This window comes from Maribacter algarum (ex Zhang et al. 2020) (assembly GCF_005885635.1).
Classification (GTDB): Bacteria; Bacteroidota; Bacteroidia; order Flavobacteriales; family Flavobacteriaceae; genus Maribacter_C; species Maribacter_C algarum.
The window spans coordinates 166193-183538 of record NZ_VATY01000002.1 but is presented as its reverse complement, the minus strand read 5'-3'; the positions used below and the strand labels follow the sequence as shown (position 1 = coordinate 183538).

The window sequence follows — 17346 nt, the reverse complement described above, 5'->3', positions numbered from 1 at the left end:
CAAATTGCAATAATTCAAGCGATTCTGCGGTAACATAAAGTCGTTTTTGTAGCACATATGTTCTTTTTGCAATACGTTTTTTTGCGAGAGAACACTTTTTTCATACATTCAAACCCTTACGAATTCACGAAAGACAAATGAAGCAAGAACTCCTCATTGAAAAAATTGAACTTTTTAGAGTACCTCCACGATGGCTATTTCTAAAAATCACTACCAGGGAAGGGATAATTGGATGGGGAGAACCCGTTGTAGAAGGCAAGGCATCTACCGTTGAAGCCTGTGTTAAAGAGATGGGAAAATATCTCAACGGAAAATCTGCAAATAACATTGAAGACATATGGCAAGTACTATACCGAGGTGGGTTTTATCGAGGAGGTCCAATCTTGATGAGCGCTATTTCAGGAATTGACCAAGCCTTATGGGATATTAAAGGAAAAGCCTTAGGAGTTCCCGTTTACGAGCTTCTTGGCGGTGCTGTACGTCATAAAATGAAAATGTATTGCTGGATTGGCGGTGATAACCCTGAGGTGGTGTTAGAGCAGGCATATGAGAAAGTGAAAATGGGTTTTAAAGCAGTCAAAATGAATGCTACCGGAGGCATGGACTGGATAGCATCAATGAAAGATGTCAAGACCGTTGCTAACAATATTAAATTATTACGAGAAGAATTCGGGTATGATTTGGATATCGGGCTTGATTTTCATGGAAGAGTACATAAAGGTATGGTCAAACGTCTCATTGATGAATTGACCCCATTTGAACCCTTATTTATTGAAGAACCTGTATTGAGTGAAAACAATGAGGCCTTAAAGCACATTTATAGTTACACTAGTATTCCAATTGCTACGGGTGAGCGAATGTTCTCCCGATGGGATTTCAAACCACTTTTAGAACAGGGTACTGTTGATATCATTCAGCCCGATTTAAGTCATGCAGGTGGTATTTCTGAGGTGAGAAGAATAGCAACTATGGCCGAATCCTATGATGTCACTTTAGCACCGCATTGTCCTTTAGGACCTATATCTTTGGCATCTGCGTTACAGGTAGATTTTGTTTCGGCAAACGCAATCATTCAAGAAAACAGTATTGGAATTCATTATAATCAGGGTTTTGACTTGTTGGATTATGTATTGAACCCGGAAGTCTTTGATCTTACAGATGGCTACGTCGATTTATTTAAAAAACCCGGATTAGGTGTAGAAATAAACGAAGAAAAACTAAAGGAAGGTGCTAAGATTGGTCATGACTGGAGCAACCCCATCTGGCGAGGCCAAGACGGCAATTTTAATGAATGGTAAATTTATGAAAACGAATTTAGTACTAGTAGCACTTACAATACTCTTTTTAAATTCATGCAAAGAGGTTAAAAAAGAAGAAGCATCAAATGAGGAGAGTAATGAAATAACATACTCACTAGATGAGTTAAAAAAACAAAGAACGGATTGGCAACCTCGTTCTCAAGAAGAAATGAAGGCATTGTTTGCTATTGAAATTCTTGATGACAAAGCGCTTAATATTATTGATGAGGATACGGAAATAAAAATATTGGCAAATGGTTTCACCTGGACCGAGGGACCTGTTTGGGTAAAAGATGGTAATTATTTGTTGTTTTCGGATATTCCAAATAATAAGGTTTTCAGATTAGATGCTCAAAGAGATACGGTTACCTATTTGCATCCCTCCGGTTTTTCAGGAGATGCTTACAGTGGAGCAGAACCAGGTTCGAATGGTTTATTAGTCAATGCCGAAGGAGAACTAGTGCTCATGCAACATGGTAATAGGGCTGTTAGCAAAATGAAAAATCCGATGGCATCTCCAAAGGAGGTCTATGAAATTCTAGTAAACAATTATGAAGGAAAAAGATTGAATAGTCCTAACGACGGTGCTTTTGATGCTGATGGCAATCTATACTTCACCGACCCTCCATATGGTCTACCTGGCTTACTGGAAGATCCTAATAAGGAACTTGATTTTCAAGGGGTATACTGCTTACTGAAAACAGGGGAATTAGTTCTATTGGATAAATCGCTAAAGTACCCAAATGGGCTATGTATTTCTCCTGATGGAAAGAAATTAATTGTAGCTGTTTCTAACATCGAAAAAGCGGCCTATTATGAATATGAAATCGTTTCACCTGGTAAAGTAGAAAACAAAAAAATCTTCTATAATGTAGACCATTTTTTAAGTAAAGAAGGGTATCAAGGTTTACCTGACGGCATAAAAATCACCAAATTAGGTTATGTATTAGCAACTGGTCCTAAAGGGTTATTAATTTTTAATATGAGCGGTAAACTCCTTGCTAGAGTTCATACAGGTCAGCTTACTGCAAATTGCGCTTTAGGTAAAGATGAAAAGACCCTTTATATGACCGCCCACGATCATATTATTTCAATTGCCCTGAAATAACACCTGTGTATTGAAAATAATTTAGAAACCTTCCTCTTTTGGGTAGAACGCTATTCTTATTCTAATTCAAACTTAAATACTGTCGCTATATCATCCATAGGAGCATCTGGTATGGTTAGTTCAAAATGGGTATCGCCTAAATTAAATTCTGGCTCTATATCGGTTCCTAAAAGCGAAATACGTTTAATGGGAGAATGTGGGGCATAACGATGTTTTGCCATAAGGTGCAATTTAATGGTATCTCCAACCTTTGGTTTCCCTAAGAAAATCATGTACAGACTTTTTTCGTCCCTAGATTGGGTAATACGAATATCATTAGCAGTATATTCTACAGTAGAAGATTGTCCCCCATGTGACCCCTCCCCTGCACTAGCGTTTCCAAATCCGAATAAATCCCAAGGCTTTGTGGCATAAATCGATTCTCCATACTTTGAAAACCAAGAGCCCATTTCTCGTAATATCTTACGTTGTTCTTCGGAAATGGTTCCATCTGCCTTTGGAGAAATATTCAACAAAACAACCCCGTTCTTACTTACCACATCAATAAGATTTCGCATAACCATTGAAGTGGGCTTGTAGGTTTGCCCTTCTACAAAACACCACGATTTAAAACTTAAAGTGATATCGGTCATCCACGTGCGTTCAGAAATATCTTTTCTTCCGCCTTGCTCTATATCATGAACACCAACCTCAAGAGGCAGGTCGGATTGTTTGTAAGCAATAACCACTTCTTGATTGGTTTTAGCGGCCTTATTAAAATAATCCGCGCACATTTGTTGCACCCGTTTTTCTGGAATGAAGTTGAACCAAGAATCGAACCAGATAATATCTGGCTGGTATTGATCTAAAACTTCCGTTATCTGATCAGACCAATATTGATGAAATTCATCAGTGGGAATATTTCCATACAACTTACGAATTACCGGGTCTTCGGATGATGTATCATAATCTGGATTATACGGAAAATGGCTATTAAATCCTCTCCAATTGTCTTGGTTATCTTTATTCCGCTGCAGGTTACGTGCATGATGAAAAGTGGTAATCAACTTCAAATCATTCTTTCGAAGTGCTTTCGTCAACTCACCTGTGATATCACGTTTTGGACCCTTGTCGGCTGCATTCCAAGGGTTGACCTCGCTATCCCACATGGCAAAACCGTCGTGGTGCTGCGCTACAGGACCGGCAAACTTAGCTCCGGACTTCTTAAAAAGCGCGGCCCATTCCTCAGCATCAAAATGCTCAGCCGTAAAGTCCGGCACAAAATCTTTATATCCAAACTCACTTTGAGGTCCGTAGGTGTTTTTATGATGTTCAAACTCTGACGTACCTGGGTGATACATTTTGCTAGCATACCATTCACTTCCATAGGCTGGTACCGAATAAACGCCCCAGTGAAAGTAAATACCGAACTTAGCATCTTGAAACCAATTGGGAGCTTCAATATGTTTCGATAGCGATTCCCAATTCGCTTCATATTTAATCTGTTCATCTTCAACTACTTTTGATGGAATATTTTTTTCATTACAACTTGTAAAGAAGAAGAATAAAATGCTCAAAAAAACAGAAGTGAAAGTGGGTAACGCTGAAAGTTTTAATAACATATTGTACCATTTTTTCAGGCACTCTTAGGTGCCAATTAAAATCGTAGTGAAGATAATTCGGTACGAAAAGAAATTTGTAAACAAATGGTTTAATCTCTTACACCAATGTCTAAGAGTGATTAGAAATTCTTTATCTGAACAAGTGCTTCTGCAACTGTTTTAACAGGTAGTTTGCAGGTACTATTCTGACAGACATAAATAAATGTTTCTGCTTCGAAATAACGGTCCTTAAACAAAGGAGCTTCACTCTCGGAGGTGTTGCCAACAATCAAGGCATTTGGAATATTTTTTTTCTGAAGTTCTTTTACCAACTCCTCGGCATTTTTACCAATAACTGCAATTTCAAAATAAGGGTGTGTAACATTTGCCAACAAACTATTCCAATGTGCATAACCGTTCGGGTATTCGTTTACTCTGGGTAACAAAGTAGTTAGCATGGTTTTGGCTTTGTTAAGATATTCCTTGTTATAATCGATATGGCCAATTCGTAATAAATTATGGGCCATAACAGAATTGGCAGAAGGAATATCCCCGTCATTTGTTTTAATGATCTTAGAGATTAATTCTTGGTTTTTGTTAAAGGTGTACATTCCCGTTGCCGCATCAGTAAAATCACGCTCGACTACCTGAGTAAGTTCTTTTGAAAAGTCAAGATATTTATCATCGGTGGTTGCACTATACAACTCCAAACTTGCATCTGCCAAAAAAGTATAGTCCTCTAAAAAAGAGGCTTCCTGTTTGCTTCCTTCTTTGAAAGAATGCAACAGTTTTTCATTGGAATAGCTTTTCGATTGAATAAAATCAAAAATGCTCGTTGCGTTGTTCAAGAGGGAAGCCTCTCCAAAGGTTTCATAAGCCTTCGTCAAACCTTTAATTAAAAGCGCATTCCATGAGGTCAAAATTTTATCATCGGTAGTCGGTCTGACCCTGGTTTCCCGCACTTTCAAAAGCTTGGTTCGCCATTCAGATTTAAGCTTCGTAAAATCTGATGTGGACATTCCGTTTTCCGCAAGAAATCCTTTCTCGTCTCCACCTTTATATAAAATATACTTGTCCTCTTCCCAAGCATTTTGTTCCTGTACATTGAAGTATTTGGCAAAAAGGTCAAAATCTTTTCCTAATACAGAATTCAATTCTTTTAGTTTCCAAACGTAGAACTTCCCTTCTTCCCCGTCACTATCGGCATCAAGTGTTGCATAGTATCCGCCTTCAGGGTTTTTCATTTCCCTATCCAAAAAAGCAATTGTTTCAAAAACAATATCCTTAAAGATAGGTTCTTCAAAAACCGAGTATGCTTTTGAATAAAGACCAACGGCTTGGGCATTGTCGTATAGCATCTTTTCAAAATGAGGCACTTTCCATTGTGGGTCAGTACTGTATCTGTAGAATCCTCCGCCTATATGGTCATAGATACCTCCGTTCGCCATTTGATTCAAGGTGTTTTCAACATGCTTCAAAGTTTCGGCATCTTTGGTCAATACTCCGTAATCCAACAAAAAGTTCAGTGCATTGAACGACATGAATTTTTGGAGTCCTTTATCTCCTCCTAAATCAGCATCCCATTGAGGCTTCCAGTTTTCTATGCTAGCTTGTAAGGATTCTACAGTAAGTTTTTCAAACTCTGAGGAAATCTCTAGAAGATTGGTTTCTTGAATTCCTTGGGATAATCCATCCGCATATGAATTTGCCTGCTCCGGATTTTCCCTGTAAAGGGCATTCACTTTTTGAAGCACTTCATTCCATTGTGCTTTTGGAAGGTAAGTGCCTAAATAAAGTGGCTTTCCGTTAGGAAGGGTTATGGCATTCAAAGGCCACCCCCCATTCTCACCAATGAGTTGAATCGCCGTTTGATATACCTGATCCACATCAGGCCGTTCCTCACGATCTACCTTTACACTAATGTAATTCTCATTCATTATTTTGGCAACTTCTTCATCTTCAAAAGTCTCTTTTTCCATCACATGGCACCAATGGCAAGAAGAATATCCGATGCTAATTAGTACCAACTTATCTTCTTTTTGCGCTTCCTCAAATATTTCAGGACTCCAGGCCCGCCAGTTAACCGGGTTATGCGCATGCTGCAATAAATACGGACTCGTCTCATGAATTAAATCATTGGTAAAAGCGAAAGTACTATCTGTCTTTTTATCTTCTTTACAAGAATAAAAGAGGATAACCAATACAATGAAAAAAAATTTGATGTTGAATTTAAGTGGTTTAAGCATATAAATCATTTATCTAACAGTTGTATGCTAAAATACTACAATGGGTTAAGATTGAAATCATATTCTATGAGATTTAGTATTTGGAATATGGTATATCTATTTTGAAGTATTTATTTAAAAAAGTACGAATAGGACCAATAATTTTTACCATTTCCATGGGTATTCAAAGCAAACTGTTTTCAATTGGAAAACCATATGATACGTGCAAATATTTTGTCATCCAATCTTTGACTATCTGATGTATTGGCCGCTAATAATGAAATTATTTTTATTTGTAATATTTTTCGTCTATATCCCATAGACTTATTTATCAAACTATCTTTATTCCTTCACATAATTATCGTAAATACATATTTTTTTGTAGGTTCTTTCTTATTTATTATATTTGTACAATTACACAATTATAGATGCTAATTAGGCATTTAAAGAATGTTTTAACATAGATTCAACCAAGTCTTGAACTTAACAAAATGATAAAAGGCCTCATTTTCGATGATTTCACGGGAACTCCATTGAAAGAAACAGAGGTCACCTTATTTAATATCATGAATGAAAAGGTACGTGACATTTATCCATTGCCTGACGGAACCTTTAGTTTGGATATCGATTTTGATGAAAATATTTATAAAATTATCACTTTCAAAGACGGGTATCATTTTGCATACACCTTGCTAGATAAAACACCGAAAATAGCTGAATTTCCTTTGAAGATAGCCTTAAGAAAAAGTAATAGATAATACCTAATGGATTCAATTATTAATAATTAGCATATACTTAATATTCAGAATTGAAATTTGAGCGGCTACTACAATCAGAAACAACCAAGTTAACTGTGAAAGAAACACTGCACTCTAAAAATCATAGTCTCATTTAATATTCAAAAAATGGTAATACTATATTTTAAGTAAAAATATACTTGTATTCAAGTTTGGTTGGTGGAGAAATTCAGAATATTTGAATTTCAAAGGAAAGAGGGCATATAGCCCTCTTTTTTAATTTCTATAAAATTATTTCGAAGTAAAATAAAAAACACTTAATAGACTTTAATAGAAAAAAAACATAAGGTCTAGACTTCATACTTTTAATAATTAGAAGTAATTCGAATACTCAGGAGAAAGCTCATCAAGCATTCTAATCTTTACATCCTTAAAGAACAATTCCGCAGCTTCACTTTGTAATTGAATTTTTCCTTTATTCATAGGAACCACGACTCCCTCTTCGTTGACATATCTTGAGTTTCGCAATACCATAACAACTTCTCCGTTTACAATATGAAGGCTATTCCCATTAAAACAAATCAAATCCAAGGTGTTCCACTCATCCGGTCCATTTTCATAGTTATTGCTCCTTAAACAATACTTACCTGCTTCGCCACCTTCCCCAAAACTCAAATAGGGTTGACTTTCAGAAGCCATCGGGTTTAATCCCGATTCTGATGCATAGGCACGAATATCTACGGCGGATGTTGCCTGGCTCCAAAAATCCCCTGTATGGGCTTCCATAATTTGAAATTCTTGTGAAAGCATCCATGAGCGCCAATGTTCCACTCCGAACTCTCCATTTGAGTGATATAAAATACCAGAATCTTTTAAACGATTTTCTCTTGGCACCCATTTCTTATCGCCCCATTTGAATTTAAGTTGAAAATGGTAATTTTCATAAACCTCCTTCGTGGCCAGGGCCCCATAGTACTCGCCGCCTACTTTTATGATGGGCTTGCCATCTTCAATAACTGTTGTGAACACATCATAACCCGGTTGATTTAGTCCAATAGGTTCTATTTTATTGCCCAGGGAATCCTTAGGGTGGCTACCGTCATAGCCAAGCTGATGTTTAAAACTCAAATAGTTATCCCATTTTGAAAGATCTTCATCAATCAAATCTGTCCATACATATTCTTCATTTTGGGCACTCTCGGCTGTATTGGTTTTATTCGTTTTATCAGAACAAGAGAAACAGAAGATGATACTTAAAATTGCGAATGCAAGTCCGTTCTTTTGTCCAGTTATTTTATTTATCATTTTAAAATTTTAATTTGGAATTGTTGCGTTTGTTGGTAAAAAACGCAAGTAACAAAAGTTTTTCCACTACCTCTAAAATGGTGAAGAATAAAACGGAGAAGAATGAAATATTTTACTCGATAATCCGGCTTTAGCTGCTCCAAGGTTTGCTGCTAGGAAGTAGATTTTGTCCTTTCTAAAACGTATAGCTCAATTTCAATAAACTACCTCTGGGCAAAACAGGAACAACTACAAAACTAGCATCAGGATTGTTCTGTATAAAATCGGAGGTTACTCCGTTTGCATTGGCCCCAAAACTATTCGCCCCAAAGAAATTGGCCAAACCTGCTGAATTGAAAAGGTTGGTAACAATTAAGTTCGCTGATAAATTCTTGTTTATGGAATATCCAAGACCTCCATTAAAAATATTGTAAGAAGGCAGTTGAAAGGCATTGGCAATATTCCCCTCACGTTCTCCCATAAATTGCCATCTAAGAAAGGCATCGAAGTTTCCTTTCTGATATTCCGTGCCTAAATTGAACATTACTTTTGGATTAAACGGAAGCACATTATCCGAATAATCTACGATAGAATCGTCAGCTGTATCGACAGAACCAGCGGCATCGTAAATCGTCCAATCCGTCGCAATCGGATTTTGTAATGCTCCATTGAAAGTCAATCTTAAATCAGTTGTCAAGGCATAAGCACTCTCCCACTCCAAGCCAATTGTCCTTGAGCTATTGAGTTGTATTGGTGTATAAAAAACAGTGCTTGTAGCACCATCAAATTCAAAACTACCTACACCAATATTTCGAAGTTGACTCCAAAAAGCGGTTGTGGTAAAGGAAAAGTTGGATAAGTTCCATTTCAAACCCATCTCGAATTGATTGATTTTTTGTACCTCTCCTTTTTGGTTAACCGGTACGTTTGAAAAGTTATTGTAATAATAACTTAATTCCGGAGCTTTATTCCCCCCAGTAAATCGAGCAAATAAGGCCGCATCTTCCTGAAATTTATAATTTAAACCGATAGAATGTGATAGATAAGAATAGTTATAATCAAATTCATCTTGCTCTCCAGTAGGAGCCAAAACACCATTATCATAAATTGTAGTGGCATCTCCATCAACGCCTCCGTCCTGGGCAAATGGGGCAAAACGGTCGTTGCTACCATCATGGTTTATTGTTTCGTATCGAAGTCCTAAATCAAGATGGAATTTCTCGGCAATTTTCCAACGGTCATTCGCAAAAGCAGCTATCTGACTTACCTTGGCACGGGAGTTTATATAAAAAAGCCCTCCGTAATTACTGACTCCATTTTCGTCAGATAACTCCAAGACAGGAGCACCAGGATTTTCGACCGTTACACGAAGCATCCGCGGATTTGGTTCATAGGTAACATAAGCAAAACTACCTTGAGTAAACATCTCTGAATTGGAAAAGCCGCCGGCCAGTCCGAAATTAAAGTCATGATTTTCAGATTTCTTTCGAAAGGTTAGTTGATTCATCCATTCTTTTGCGGTATTATCCTTTAACCAAGTGGCTGTTCCCATAATCGCATCATTGGGAAGTCGACCATCAGTCAAGTAATCAAAACTCGGTGGGTCACCTTGAAAAATGCCCAAGGCACCAAAATTATTGATTTGAGCGATTTCATTTCCGGTTTGGGCATCTCGAAAAACCAAGTTTCCAAAAGCGGAAAAATCCCCTCCGAACAAAGTCGCAAAATCACGACTTAATGCAGAAACAAGAAAATCATCAAGACCAACGAAATTGTTACTAATCGAAGTCTGCCAATTTGCTCTTTTATTGGAGAATTTCAGATTATTTCGAACTGACCACCCATTGCCTAAACTTTGCAGCAAGTCAACTCCGAAGGCACGATCCTGCGCATGAACCCCTTGAGATGGGTCAAAATTATTTATGGCACCTTCTGACAAACGCCTTCCATCTGGAATGTTTGCTGAAAAGGCTGGCATTAAAAGTGACGTTGTATTAAAATCTTGACCGAAAGCAGCTTGTGGATCGTTCCAATTGGTGGCAGCAACGCCTGTCCATCTATTAGTGAAATCATCCAATATTTTTCCGTAGAACTTAAAATATCCCTTATCATTGACCTTGGTTAAATTGAACTTAGCTTGTCCGCCTTTACTAAAGGTGAAATCAGTATTTCGCGCGCCTTCATCACGACGATAATGTCCGCCAGCTGAATAGAACCAGTTGTTTCTTAGCGGACCGCTAAATACTAAGTCAGCTCTGTAAAATGGATTACTTTCACCCTGTAAACCACCTTGAACTTGAACCTCGCCGGCAAAATCATTACTTATTCCTTTTGATATAAAATTATAAATTCCGCCGGGTGCATTTAGCGCGGTTATTGCGGCGCTTCCACCACGGATTCCTTCTACTTTGTCAGTTGTTAAATCCAAACGATGAAAGAGTTCCGGAGTGTAGTAAGAATGCTGAACTAGACTTACTGGGAGTCCGTCTTCCTGAAGGGAAACATAATACCATCCTAAATCATCCTCCGCCGAAGCTGAAATACCTCTTGAATATACTTTCGTGAAAACCTCACCGGCCGATGGATCAGTAAATGTTCCAGGAATGGCCTGTAAAACATCTGCGGTACCACGTGAAAATACTTTTTTTAAATCCTTTGAGCTAAGCGTTGTCACCGCCGTACTGGACTCCAATTGAACACGTGGGTCAAAATTTCCGGTAACTACTACGTTTTGAAGGTTTAAAAGATCTTTTTCCAATGAAAATGTCAAAGAAATGTTTTCCGTACCTACTGTTATGGTTTCTGTGCTAGTTTTGAGCCCTAAATAGCTAACAACAATAATATATTCGCCGGAATTTACCTCATCAATCTGAAAATTTCCACTCCTATCAGTAACTCCAAATTGATTTGAGGGCTTTAAAAGAATGTTGGCCCCAACAAGCGGCTCATCTGATTCATCATTCACAGTACCACTAACCATTACTTGGGCTAATAGGGAAGTAGAAAGTGTAAAAAAGAATACAAGAAATAGAAGAAAGCTTGTCTTATTCATTGGTGTTCGGATTTAAGTTGGCGAAGATAAAAAGTAATTTAGCAACAGATTGTGATAATTATCACTTTTAACAGCAATGCCACCTAAACTCAAACGTAAAATATCATTTTTATTTTAACTAGAGGGAAAAATCCTCTAGAGCTTTCGAAGTTCTTTTTTAAGGATTTTGCCTGTCGCACTTGTGGGTAGTGTTTTTGTAATTTCTATGATTCTCGGATACTTGTATGCTGCTATATTTCCTTTGGTGTATTCCGTTAGTTCTTCTTCGGTTGTAGTTTGACCTTCATTCAACAGAACAAATGCTTTGATTTCCTCTCCTTTTTCATCATCAGGAACTCCAATCACCGCAACCATTGAGACAGCAGGATGTTTCATCATCACCTCTTCTACCTCTCTTGGATACACATTGAGTCCGCCACGTATAATCATATCCTTGGTTCGGTCAACTATAAAATAGAATCCGTCTTCATCTTTCACCGCAATATCGCCGGAATGCAGCCAGCCATTTTTTATTGTTCTAGCCGTTGCTTCTGGGTTCTTATAATATCCCTTCATTACATTGTGACCTTTATACAAGAGTTCTCCTTTTTCACCAACAGGAACTTCTTCTCCTTCTTCATTTACTAACTTCACTTGTACTCCCCAAACCGGAGTTCCGACGGAACCTATTTTTCTTCCCACATCTAGTTGATTGAATGTTACAACGGGAGAACCTTCGGACATTCCATAACCTTCGAGAATAGTGAGGTCAAAAGTTTTCTCGAACTTCTCCAGCACTGGAACTGGAAGTGAAGCTCCCCCAGACGCACAGGTTTTTAAAGTTGACTTTATCGTTGATATATTAAACTCATTAGTATCTAGGTAGCTATTAAGACCCCAATACATTGTAGGGACTCCAGCAAATATGGTCACTTTGTGCTTGTGCATCAAACTCAAAACCCCCTCAGCATCAAAGCGTGGCAGTAATATGGAGGTAGCCCCTCTATAAAGACCTGCGTTCATCATTACGGTCATTGCAAAAATGTGGAATAACGGCAATACAATCAGAAGAGTATCTTCAGGTTTACAATCAATCAAATCCGCACTCAGAACGGTATTTGCGAACAAATTTGAATGTGTCAATTCGGCACCTTTGGGTCTTCCTGTAGTACCCGAGGTATATATAATAACCGCAGTATCAGAAGATTTTGTTTCAACCGTATCAAAAATTGGGGATTGACCTCGCATCATAGTTCCCAACGTTTCAACACCTTCTATAGTTGAAGGCATATCACTTTTCGGCATAATCATGAAAAAATGCTCGCAAGCTTCAGTTTTTTGAAAACCCTCATGACCCATTTGTCCCATAGGTAAATCTTCGGTTCCTGTAAAACTGAAATAGGCCTTCGCATCACTGTTTTCTAAATGATAGTGAATCTCATCTGCTTTCAACAAAACGCTTAAGGGTACCACCGTAGCTCCAGCCTTTAGAATTCCATTATAAATAATAGGAAAGTACGGCAGATTGAAACAACTCAAAGCGATTTTGTCGCCAGGTCGAATTCCAAGGCTAACCAATGCATTGGCAACTTGATTGGCAGCACCATTGATTTGGGCAAAACTGAGACTTGAATCCATAAAGGTAAAAGCAGTTTTGTCGGCATATTTTTGGGCACTGTTCTCTAATAAGACGGAGAGGTTTAACATCTATACGATTTTAAGTTGAGTTTTGTAAAGGGAACAACAATGTATCGATTTGACAGCTCCTGACCAAATCATTTGGACTGTTCCGAGCTTTGACGCATCAATCCTTCCTGTGCTACCGAAGCGACCAAAACACCTTTTCTATCAAAGACACTTCCTCTTGCGAATCCTCGGGAATTAGAAGCACTCGGACTATCCATACTATATAACAACCAATCTTGAATATCAAAATCACGATGAAACCAGATAGCATGGTCTAAACTAGCATAAAACGTTTTGCCCTTGTTAAGCGTTTCCCGATGTGGTAAAGTGGCGGTAGTCAACAAGTTGTAGTCCGAAGCATAGGCCAATAGTTGGTGCTGCATTCTTAAATCAATTTCTGTCTTTTCCGAGGTTCGTAACCAAGTGTTGAAAAAAGGCGAACCGTTCTTTGCCAACTGGGTGGTAAATTTTTCTACTGGCTTGAAATCAAATACTCTTGGTTGTATTGCCCTAAGCCGATGATAAGCACTGGGAAAAGCGTCTTTAATTTCTTCTAACTGCTCTAGGCTCGTTGTAAGTTTTTCTGGGGGTATCAAATTCGGCATTGGAATCTGATGATCAACACCTTCAGCCTTTACCTGAAAAGACGCCGCCATATTGAAAATAGCTTTGCCATTTTGCAAGGCGACCACCCTTCTCGTAGTAAAGCTTCCACCATTCCGAATCGTATCAACTTCATATCTAATCGGGTATTTTAAATCTCCACCAAGTATGAAATAACCATGTAAGGAATGTGCTATTCTATCCTCTGGAACCGTTTGATAGGCAGCATGCAAGGATTGCCCCAATACTTGTCCTCCAAAAACCCGACCCCAGGGTGCTTGATAATTTTCGCCTTCGAAAATATTATCGTCTAGTTTTTTAAGGGTTAAAAGTTCAATTAAATTTTTAATGGATTCCATGCAAGGTTGATTTACTCATTGAAAAACTAAAAGTACTGTTTAAGAAGAAACAAAAAAAGTTATTTGTATCCACTTCTAACTTTTCTTATCGAGTTGCACAGAAAGGGTTCATACCACCTTTCAAGTTCCCATTGCAACTAAAAGAGAAAGGGCCAAATCTTAAAAATAATTCAACAGGGCCGCTACTCCATTATAAGAAATCACGCATGAAAATATAAATGCCAGTACCAGCCCGATATTAATCCAGATACTGGTTTTATGACCCTTCATAAGTTTGCTATTATTAATCAATAACATGATTCCCAAGATGACCAGTGGTAAGACGAAGACATTAAATATTTGTGAGACAATCTGCATTTCCACAGGATTTGAACCAAACACAGGAACAATTAAGGCAAACAGGCAGGCAAAAGCGGTAATAATTTTGAATTGTTTGGAACTAGTATCCAACTCCCCAGATTGATAATCTGCTATTAGAATTGGGGCTATTAGCAGAATTGGAAAAATTGAGGATAGACCAGCACTCAAAGTTCCAAAAAAGAAAAGAGTCAAGGCAAACTTGCCAGCCACGGGTTCTAGTGTATTTACCATATCCAATACCTGCGTTACTGGTTTTCCTTGATGAAAAAGAGCGCCACTTGCTACCGCCATCACAGCCGCACTAATTGTAAAGACTAGTATCGCAGCGATAATAGCATCTTTCTTTTGTTGTTTGAGGTTTTTGATAGTCCAACCCTTACCCTTAACGAATAAAGGGCGTGACAAAAAAGTCGCTGCCGCCATTGTAGTTCCAACAAATGCGGCTACCAACATCTTACCACCTTCAACCTTAGGAATTGAAGGTATGAGTCCTTGTACGACTTCAGAAGGCAATGGATAAACCATAAAAAGTGAGATGAAAAAAGAAAGCCCCATTATGGTAACAAAAATGACAAGGATTTTCTCAAAAAAGGTATACTTGCCCACCAAGAGCAAAGCATAGAAAATTGCGGTAACCACCACAGCAATTAAAATCACTGTCTCGTATTTATATTGTACTATCCCCGGAAAGTAAATAGCAAATATTTCATATATGATATTGGATGAAATACCCATTATGCCCATAAGGGAGTTCCATTGTCCGAATGAGATTCCTATGATTATCAGAATAGCGATAAGTTTACCCCATTTCAAGTGCTTTTTAAATGCAAATAATGCCGTTTCACCAGAAATCAGGGCATAATTTCCATAGACGTACATTAAAATTCCGGAAAAGAAACAGCTCAATAAGAGGACCCATAACAACTGCATGCCATATGTACTTCCGGCAACAATCATTGAAGTAACGCTACCTGTACCAATGGTGTATCCAATAGCAAAGATTCCGGGTCCAAAGGCCAAAACTAGACCTATGATCTTCTTTAATAACGATTTGTTACTATTGGCATTTTCTGTTGTAGTATTCATTTTTCCAAAGATTTACAGTTCTAAAAAATCGATTTTGCTATTAGAGAAAATTCAGGAATCCCTTAAAAGCAACAAACAGCATAAAGCAGTTAAAAATAAAAGTAGCCATCAATGCGATATTCATCCAAACACTAATTTTATGCTCTTTCATGAGACTAGTTCTATTAAGTAATATCAATAAAAATAGAGTGATTAAAGGCATCACGAATGGACTTAGCGCTTGTGAGGCAATCAATATCCAGACAGGTTTTCCTCCTAATAAAGGTATTGCCAAACCAGACAAGGCAACCAGTACCACCAATAGTTTATAAAGTGGTTTTTTCATGTTCCTTTCAGTACCTGAATAATCAGAAATCAACCAGGGAAATAACAAAAGATTTGGAAAGATAGATGACAATCCAGCGCCAATAATTCCTAAAGTGAATAGGGTCAGCGCAAAATCTCCGGCCCAGGGACCTAACGCCTGCATCATATCTGTGGCATTATCTACGGGCATGTCATTAAAATAAAGTGTACCAGTTGCACTAATCATAATCGCCAGACTAATAAGAAATGTCATTACCATTGAGGACATGGCATCCTTACGTTCAATTTCTAAATCGTTTACTCCCCAACCTTGCTCTTGAACCAAAATACTGCGCGAAGCCAAACATACACCAGCCATGGTCGTTCCTACAATTCCCGCGATGACGAGTCCCGTATTATCTCTATTTGGTAATTCAGGAAAAAAATCAAGTAATGATGTTCCTGCTTCCTTAACAACCAATACGCTTGTAATGAGAAATGCAAATGCCATAAAGCCTACCATAATACTCATAGCCTTTATGAAATTGGCATGCTTACCAGTCCAAAAAAGGCTAATAAGTAGAACAATGAAGAAAACGGCAATTATAGGACCATTGAGAAAGGAAATCGATGTTTTTACAGATATCCATTCCATAGTGACCTCAGCCACAACTCCCATGACTCCTATACAGGATGATACTATGGAAACCAATAATGCTGTTATAATGAAAATGGTCAACGGTCTTCCGAAAGCCTTTTTAAAATTGAACATCAGCGTCTCTCCTGAAACAATGGTCAATTTACTGATAGCTACCAGAAGAAAATATGTAAAAAAGCATGAAAGCAAAAGCGCCCATGAAAGACTTAGTCCATAATTGGCACCCGAAACCACCATGGAAGTAACACTACCAGTACCTACCACATAGCCGATAATGAAAAAGGCGGGGCCATAACTTTTCAGTCCCTTTTTTATCCTTTCAGAAAGTGACCTACTAGGTGATGTCATAAATTGAAACGTTTTAAAACTAGACCCGTAGCTTGGAGATTAGCGCCAAAGTTTGTGAAACCTTTTGTTTTAGACCTTCATAATCTTCATTGACCAAGATATCCTTGCTAATCAATTTGGAGCCCATGCCCACGCAAGTTACCCCTGCATCAAACCAACCTTTAAGATTAGACTCTTCAGTGCTAACACCTCCTGTAGGCATAACACTTGTCCACGGCTGTGGGCCTTTTATAGCTTTGACAAATCCAGGGCCGTAGGTTGAACCTGGGAAGAGTTTTACGATTTCACAACCTAACTCCTCCGCATTGTTGATTTCAGTGAGTGAACCACAACCTGGAGACCAAAGAACTTTTCTGCGATTACAGACCATTGCAATATCTTCCCGTAAGGATGGAGTGACTATAAAATTTGCTCCCATCTGCATGAACATGCTAGCCGCACCCGCATCGGTAATAGAGCCAACACCCATAATCATCCCAGGGAGTTCTTTTATAGCATACTTGTTCAATGCTGAAAACACTTCAAAAGCGAAATCGCCTCGAGCGGTGAATTCCATTAATCTCGCCCCTCCATCATAGCAGGCTTTTAAAACTTTTTCTCCCAATTCAACATTAGGATGGTAAAACAAAGGAACCATTCCTGATTCCTTCATTACCGTTGCTACTTCTATTCTTGAATATTGAGCCATATATATGGAC

General features: G+C 38.2%; 12 protein-coding genes. 3 read left to right on the top strand and 9 right to left on the bottom strand.

Going from position 1 to position 17346, the window contains the following annotated elements; all coding sequences use genetic code 11:
• Positions 1-137 precede the first annotated feature (137 nt).
• Positions 138-1298 (top strand): galactonate dehydratase, encoded by a 1161-nt coding sequence (gene dgoD / locus FEE95_RS09655; RefSeq protein ID WP_138657739.1) that lies wholly within the window; start codon positions 138-140, stop codon positions 1296-1298.
• Positions 1243-2406 carry an SMP-30/gluconolactonase/LRE family protein gene (locus tag FEE95_RS09650; RefSeq protein WP_238474547.1) on the top strand — a complete coding sequence of 388 codons (1164 nt, stop codon included), beginning with the start codon at positions 1243-1245 and terminating at the stop codon, positions 2404-2406. The genes dgoD and FEE95_RS09650 overlap by 56 nt, the downstream gene beginning before the upstream one ends.
• Positions 2407-2462: 56 nt before the next feature.
• Here FEE95_RS09650 and FEE95_RS09645 read toward each other — a convergent pair whose 3' ends face one another.
• Both FEE95_RS09645 and FEE95_RS09640 read right to left on the bottom strand, forming a co-directional pair.
• Positions 2463-4007 carry an alpha-L-fucosidase gene (locus tag FEE95_RS09645; RefSeq protein ID WP_138657737.1) on the bottom strand — a complete coding sequence of 515 codons (1545 nt, stop codon included), beginning with the start codon at positions 4005-4007 and terminating at the stop codon, positions 2463-2465.
• Between the two features lie 119 nt (positions 4008-4126).
• Positions 4127-6232, bottom strand: coding sequence for a thioredoxin domain-containing protein (locus FEE95_RS09640; RefSeq protein ID WP_238474546.1), 2106 nt, complete (start codon positions 6230-6232; stop codon positions 4127-4129).
• 470 nt (positions 6233-6702) lie between these two features.
• Between FEE95_RS09640 and FEE95_RS09635 the strand changes: the two genes are divergently transcribed.
• Complete coding sequence (locus FEE95_RS09635) at positions 6703-6969, top strand: hypothetical protein (protein ID WP_138657735.1); 267 nt, start codon at positions 6703-6705, stop codon at positions 6967-6969.
• 351 nt (positions 6970-7320) lie between these two features.
• Here FEE95_RS09635 and FEE95_RS09630 read toward each other — a convergent pair whose 3' ends face one another.
• From FEE95_RS09630 to FEE95_RS09600, 7 genes are all read right to left on the bottom strand, one after another.
• Positions 7321-8253: a 3-keto-disaccharide hydrolase gene (locus FEE95_RS09630; RefSeq protein ID WP_138657734.1), complete on the bottom strand. Its 933-nt coding sequence runs from the start codon at positions 8251-8253 to the stop codon at positions 7321-7323.
• A gap of 175 nt (positions 8254-8428) precedes the next feature.
• Positions 8429-11284 (bottom strand): TonB-dependent receptor, encoded by a 2856-nt coding sequence (locus FEE95_RS09625; protein ID WP_138657733.1) that lies wholly within the window; start codon positions 11282-11284, stop codon positions 8429-8431.
• A 135-nt stretch (positions 11285-11419) separates the two neighbouring features.
• Positions 11420-12970, bottom strand: a complete 1551-nt coding sequence (locus FEE95_RS09620) for a long-chain-fatty-acid--CoA ligase (RefSeq protein ID WP_138657732.1) — start codon at positions 12968-12970, stop codon at positions 11420-11422.
• A gap of 68 nt (positions 12971-13038) precedes the next feature.
• A complete protein-coding gene (locus FEE95_RS09615) occupies positions 13039-13911 on the bottom strand; it encodes an acyl-CoA thioesterase (protein ID WP_138657731.1) in 873 nt (290 codons plus the stop codon).
• Between the two features lie 159 nt (positions 13912-14070).
• Positions 14071-15357: an NRAMP family divalent metal transporter gene (locus FEE95_RS09610; protein WP_138657730.1), complete on the bottom strand. Its 1287-nt coding sequence runs from the start codon at positions 15355-15357 to the stop codon at positions 14071-14073.
• 40 nt (positions 15358-15397) lie between these two features.
• Positions 15398-16648, bottom strand: coding sequence for an Nramp family divalent metal transporter (locus FEE95_RS09605; protein ID WP_138657729.1), 1251 nt, complete (start codon positions 16646-16648; stop codon positions 15398-15400).
• A 19-nt stretch (positions 16649-16667) separates the two neighbouring features.
• A complete protein-coding gene (locus FEE95_RS09600) occupies positions 16668-17336 on the bottom strand; it encodes a bifunctional 4-hydroxy-2-oxoglutarate aldolase/2-dehydro-3-deoxy-phosphogluconate aldolase (protein WP_138657728.1) in 669 nt (222 codons plus the stop codon).
• Positions 17337-17346 lie beyond the last annotated feature (10 nt).